Below are 545 nucleotides of genomic sequence, written 5' to 3' on the forward strand. Positions count from 1 at the left end.
GACTGCGCCGGTGGGCGTGGTGTCGGTGGGCAAGGCGGGGGAGACGCGCCAGATCCAGAACGTGGCGGCGGGCCAGATGAGCGCGTCCTCGACGGACGCGGTGAACGGGAGCCAGCTGTACGCGGTGGGCTCGACGACGACGAGCCAGGTGGGTTCGCTGTCGACGGGTCTGTCGGGCACGGCGAGCCAGGTGAGCTCGCTGTCGACGGGGCTCGGCGCGCTGACGAGCCCTGCGCCTGCGATTGGGTCGGGTGCGGTGGCGAGCGGCTCGTATGCGGCGGCGTATGGGGCCAGCGCGCGGGCGAGCGGGGATTACGCATCGGCCTTCGGCCTCAACGCGAGCGCGAGCGGGGGGGCCACGGTCGCGGTGGGTACCGGATCGCGCGCGGCGGGGGACGCGGCGGCGGCGCTGGGCCGCGCGGCGAACGCGGCGGGGGACTACTCCGTGGCGGTGGGCAACCAGAGCGTGGCCTCACAGGGGATGGCGGTGGCCATCGGCCTGAACGCGAACGCGTCGAGCGGGGGGGCGGTCTCGCTGGGCGGGG

The 545-nt window shown here is 75.4% G+C and carries 1 protein-coding gene and 1 pseudogene; one reads left to right on the forward strand and one right to left on the reverse strand.

Annotated elements, in window-relative coordinates; genetic code table 11:
• On the reverse strand, window positions 1-180 hold a 180-nt coding region (locus tag AAHF99_RS27155; protein WP_342167427.1), incomplete at its 3' end, for a hypothetical protein.
• On the opposite strand from AAHF99_RS27155, the pseudogene AAHF99_RS27160 reads away from it, so the two are divergent.
• A pseudogene (locus AAHF99_RS27160) lies at window positions 101-545 on the forward strand (hypothetical protein); the annotation flags it as partial. The gene AAHF99_RS27155 and the pseudogene AAHF99_RS27160 overlap by 80 nt on opposite strands.

Source organism: Methylobacterium litchii, from assembly GCF_038442315.1.
In the GTDB taxonomy this organism is placed as follows: domain Bacteria; phylum Pseudomonadota; class Alphaproteobacteria; order Rhizobiales; family Beijerinckiaceae; genus Methylobacterium; species Methylobacterium litchii.